General features: G+C 70.4%; 3 protein-coding genes. 2 read left to right on the top strand and 1 reads right to left on the bottom strand.

Features of this window, described 5'->3' with window-relative positions; translation table 11 throughout:
• Positions 1-81: 81 nt before the first annotated feature.
• Positions 82-828, bottom strand: a complete 747-nt coding sequence (locus IRZ30_RS15635; RefSeq protein WP_294086475.1) for a PIG-L deacetylase family protein — start codon at positions 826-828, stop codon at positions 82-84.
• A gap of 241 nt (positions 829-1,069) precedes the next feature.
• On the opposite strand from IRZ30_RS15635, the gene IRZ30_RS15630 reads away from it, so the two are divergent.
• Both IRZ30_RS15630 and IRZ30_RS15625 read left to right on the top strand, forming a co-directional pair.
• On the top strand, positions 1,070-2,575 hold the full coding sequence (locus tag IRZ30_RS15630) for an MFS transporter (RefSeq protein WP_294086474.1): 1,506 nt from the start codon (positions 1,070-1,072) through the stop codon (positions 2,573-2,575).
• 250 nt (positions 2,576-2,825) lie between these two features.
• The coding region (locus tag IRZ30_RS15625) for a DEAD/DEAH box helicase family protein (protein ID WP_294086473.1) at positions 2,826-4,918 on the top strand (2,093 nt) is incomplete at its 3' end.

The raw sequence follows: 4,918 nt of genomic DNA, 5'->3' as shown, positions 1-4,918 counted from the left end.
ACACACGGGGGGGCCCTCCCCCCCGGGGCCCGCGGGGCCGCGGGGGGGGGGGGGGGGGGCCGCGGCCGGCACTGCCGGGGATCAGTCCAGCACGAAGTACTTGAACGCCTCGGCGAGCACCATGCGCTCGGAGCCGGGGAAGCGATGGAAGCGGGCCTGAGCCGCGGTGTCCTGCGACCACTGGCGCAGCAGCGTGGAGAAGTCCCAGTCGCCCATCTGGCTCTTGTGCGCCGACAGCGCCGCCACTTTCGCGTCGAACCAATCGGTGATGTCGACCCAGAAATCCGGCTCCGCCGCGCCGGCCAGGTAGACCTCGCGCACCTTGTGCGGCTCCAGGCCCTCCTCCAGCAGCTCCGCGAAGGTCAGCCGGTCGCGTGCCGCGGGATAGACCGCCGCCAGCGTCGCCTCGCCCATGGCGATGTGGTCAGGGTGCTGGATGTACCACTGCCCCTGCCAGCGCGCGCTCGGATCCTGGCAGATCACGGCGTCCGGCCGATACTTGCGAATCATGCGGGTGATGGCGCGCCGCAGGTTCAGGTCCGGCAACAACTCGGCGTCGCGGAAGCCCAGGAACTCGACCTCCTTCACGCCGAGCGCGCGGGCCGCGTCCCGCTGCTCCTGCTCGCGGATCTGCACGAGACGCTCCGGCGTCATCTCTGGATCATCGCTCCCCTTGTCGCCGCTGGTGCCAAGCACGTAGATGATCTCACTTCCCTCCGCCGCCCAGCGAGCGATCGTCCCGGCGCAGATGAAATCGGGATCATCGGGGTGAGCCATGACCACGAGCACGCGCTGCGGCGCCTGCCGGGTCTCGGAACCACTCGTCATCAGGACCTCCTCGTCAGCCATGACACTCCACGGCCCGGCCGCACCGGCGTGGTGGGCTGGTACTCGTCACAATGCCTCGGACCCCGCGCGTATTCCGTGCCCGCAATCACGCGCGGCTCAACGCGGGTCAGGACGACAGCCGTGGATCGTGGCTCGCATTCTGCCGCGTCTCTCCCCTGCGTCTCTCCGGCCGGTCGTGGGCCAGGCGCGACGTGTGGGAAACGAGGGAGCAGTGCACACCATGGGTGACGACCACCTGCGCGCGGAGCAGGCAGGGACGCGAGCCGAGATACCGGCCGAGCCGATCGCTGCGGGCGCACCACCCAGCGACAGCCAGCCCGACATCGTCCCCGGCCGGCACAAGTGGCTTGTGCTCTCGACCGTGTCGGTCGGCACGTTCATGGCCACGCTCGACGCCAGCATCGTCAACATCTCGTTACCGACCATCCAGCAGCACTTCGGCGTCAGCCTCTCCACGGTCGAGTGGGTCGTCGTCGCCTACCTCCTCACACTCGGCACGCTACTCCTCCCCTTCGGCCGCCTGGGCGACCTGGTCGGTTACAAGCGGGTCTATCTCAGCGGGTTCGCGCTCTTCACCGTCGCGAGCGGGTTGTGCGGCGCGTCCCTGACCATCTGGATGCTGGTCGGTTTCCGCGTGCTGCAAGCGGTCGGTGGCGCCATGTTGCAGGCCATGGGCCCGGCGATCGTGACCCGCACCTTCGGCGCTCGGGAGCGCGGCCGGGCACTCGGCTTGAACGCCATCAGCGTCTCGCTCGGGCTCACCATCGGCCCGACACTGGGCGGGGTGCTGACCGAGTTCGCTTCCTGGCGCTGGATCTTCTACATCAACCTGCCGGTCGGGATCTTCGCCATCCTCTGGGCCTGGCGGGTGCTGAAGCCGGAGGGCAGCCGGGGCCGGCAGACGTTCGACATCCCCGGTGCGGCGCTCTCCTTCGGCGCCCTGCTGGCGCTGCTGCTGGCGCTCATCGAGGGGCAGCGTTGGGGCTGGGGCAGCGCGGAGGTCATCGGCCTGCTCCTCACCGCCGCCGTCCTCGGCACCGCGTTCGTCGTCGTCGAACTCCATCAGCGCCAGCCGATGCTCGACCTCCGCCTCTTCCGCATCCGCTCCTTCTGGGCAGGCAATCTCAGCCTGCTCATCATCTTCGCCGGGCTCTTCACCGCCACCTTCCTGATGCCCTTCTTCCTCCAGCAGGGCCAGGGCTACTCGCCCTTCACGGCCGGGCTGCTGCTGACTCCGGTCCCGCTGACCACGCTGGTGGTCGCACCGATCAGCGGCACGCTCTCTGACCGCATCGGGCCGCGTCTCCCGGCGACGCTGGGCGCGGCGGTGATGACGCTCGGCCTCTACGCCCTAACCCAGCTCCACGTCGGCTCCAGCGAATGGGACCTCATCTGGCGACTGGTCGTGCTCGGGGTCGGGCAGGGCATGTTCTTCAGCCCGAACAGCAGCGCGATCCTCGGCTCCGTACCGCGCCCGCGCCTCGGGACGGCCTCGGCGACCGTGGCTCAGATGCGGATCAACGGCCAGGTGCTCGGCATCGCCGTGGCCGGTGCGGTCGTGGCCAGCCGCCTGCCGGTGCACCTGGCCGAGCTGACGGGCTTCGTGCCGCCCGCGGTGCTCCAGCGCGACGCCCTGATCCTCGCGATCCGCGACGCCTTCATCGTCGCCATGGCCATCTCCTTGATCGCCGTCGTCACCAGCCTCCTCCGCGGCGACCCGGAGTAACCCCAGACGCGGTTGCGCCCTCGTTCTCAGGTCATCCGTATTACGTATTGCGTGTTCCGTGATCCGTACTTCTCCCCTCTCCCAACGTTGGGAGAGGGGCCGGGGGTGAGGGCCGCGCTCGACGATATCCTCGATTCCGCACAACTCCTGGGTATGATGGATCAGCGCATGGCCGGCACAATCCGGCACGGCAACACACGTGCGGGGGAAGCTGGGCGGGCCGCGGCTCGCGCAGCCGGGAAGGGGATCGATGACCGAGGGCGACCTCGCCGCGCGGCTGGCGGCGACTTCGTTCCGGTACCCATTGCGACGCTACCAGCAAGCGGCCGTCGACGCGTTCGAGCAGGCGCGCCGCGAGGGGCGCGCGCGCTTCTACGCCGTGCTGCCGCCCGGCGGCGGGAAGACGGCGGTTGGCCTGGAGGTGGCCCGCCGGCTCGGCCGGCGGACGCTCGTGCTCTGTCCCAACACCGCTGTTCAGGCCCAGTGGCTGCGCCAGTGGCAGGACTTCACGCCGCACACGGTCGCCGCCGGGGCCGACCCCGACCTGACCACGCCGATCACCGTGCTCACCTACCAGGCACTCTGTGTGCTCAACGGCGACGACACGCTCGATGAGGAAGCCCTCGACCTCTGGATCGCCACGCTCCAGGCCGAGAAGGGCTACTCAGCCGAGCAGGCCCGGGCCGAGATCCAGGCGTTGGAAGCGTCGGGCAGCCCCCACTACCGCGCCGACCTGGCGCGCTTCCGGCGCCGGGCACGGACGCTCGTGGCCCGGGGCGGGGATCGCAGCGACCTCCTCGCGCTGCTGCACCCCAACGGCCGGGCGATCATCGCGCGCATGGCGGCCAGCGGCCCCTGGACCCTCGTCCTGGACGAATGCCACCACCTGCTGGAGATGTGGGGTTACCTCGTCCGCGCCTTGGTCGAGGAGTTGGGCGACGTCTTCGTCGTCGGCCTGACCGCCACGCCACCGTCCGACATGGACGCGCGCGAAGCGGCCCTCTACCGCGACATCTTCGCTCGCGCCAACATCGAGGTGCCGATACCGGCACTGGTACGGGAAGGGGATCTCGCGCCCTACCAGGAGCTGGTCTATCTCACGACGCCGCTGCCGCACGAGGCGGACTACATCGCTGCCCAGCACGCCCGCTTCCAGGAGTTACTCCTCCGGCTCATGGAGCTCGACTTCGGCAGCGTTCCGTTCCCAGTCTGGCTCAGGACGCGCGTCGAGGAGCGCCGCGGCCGCGACGGCGCGCAGGTGAGTTGGGAGCGGTTCGAGCGTGACGAGCCGCGACTCGCGCAGGCCGCGCTGCGGCTCCTCCATTCTTGGGGCGCGCCGCCGCCCGACGGGGCGCGCTTCAGCGAGCGCGACCGGCAACCCCTCACCGCCGACGACTGGGTCGCGCTGATCGAGGATTACTGTCTGCGCTGCCTGCGGCCGAGTGCCGACCCGCGGGACGTCGCCGCCTGGGAGGAGATCCGCCGCGCCCTCCCGTCGCTCGGCTACATCCTCACCCGCCGGGGCGTCCGCGCCCACGTCAGCCCGGTCGACCGCGTCCTCACCCTCTCCGCCAGCAAGGCCGCTGCGGCCGTCTCGATCCTGGATGTCGAGTCGGCGGCCCTGGGGGATCAGCTCCGAGCGCTCGTGCTCTGCGACTACGAGCGGGCGGGCAGCGACCTCCTGGCCCGGCTGCGCGGGGTGCTCGACCCGCAGGCCGGCAGCGCCGCGCTGCTGCTCCACATCCTCGCATCCGACCCGACCACCGCGGCACTGCACCCGGTCCTCCTCACCGGCCGCACCGTGGCGTGCTCCCGCGCCACCGCGGTCGATCTGACCCAGTGGATCGCAGAGCAGGTCCCGGAACTGCGCGACCAGATGACGACCGAACAGCTCTTCCTGCCGGGCAACGACGAGTCCGACACGCGCTGGGAGGACGTGGTCGTCATCCGCCCGGCGAGCACCTGGTGGCAACCACGCCGCTATGTCCCCCTCCTGACCCGCTACTTCGAAGAGGGACGCAGCCGCTGCCTGGTCGGGACGCGCTCCCTCCTCGGGGAAGGCTGGGACGCCCGGCGGGTCAACGTGCTGGTGGACCTCACCGCCGCCGCGACCCCGACTGCGGTCCATCAGATGCGCGGCCGCTCGCTCCGGCTGGACCCGGACCTGCCGGACAAGGTGGCGGACAACTGGGATGTGGTCTGCGTCGCGCCCGGGCATCCCAAGGGCACGGCCGACTACGACCGCTTCGTCCGCAAGCATCACCACTACTTCGCGGCGACGGTCGAGGGGGAGATCGAGTCGGGCGTCTCCCATGTCCACCCAGAACTCTCCCCCTACGGCCC

The organism is Sphaerobacter sp. (genome assembly GCF_019683595.1).
Taxonomy (GTDB): Bacteria; Chloroflexota; Chloroflexia; order Thermomicrobiales; family Thermomicrobiaceae; genus Sphaerobacter.
This window is presented reverse-complemented; position numbering and strand designations above follow the sequence as displayed.

Excerpts from the sequence above, each read along its gene's own strand:
- IRZ30_RS15635 (WP_294086475.1), bottom strand. The coding sequence starts at position 828 with ATGACGAGTGGTTCCGAGACCCGGCAGGCGCCGCAGCGCGTGCTCGTG.
- IRZ30_RS15630 (WP_294086474.1), top strand. The coding sequence starts at position 1,070 with ATGGGTGACGACCACCTGCGCGCGGAGCAGGCAGGGACGCGAGCCGAG.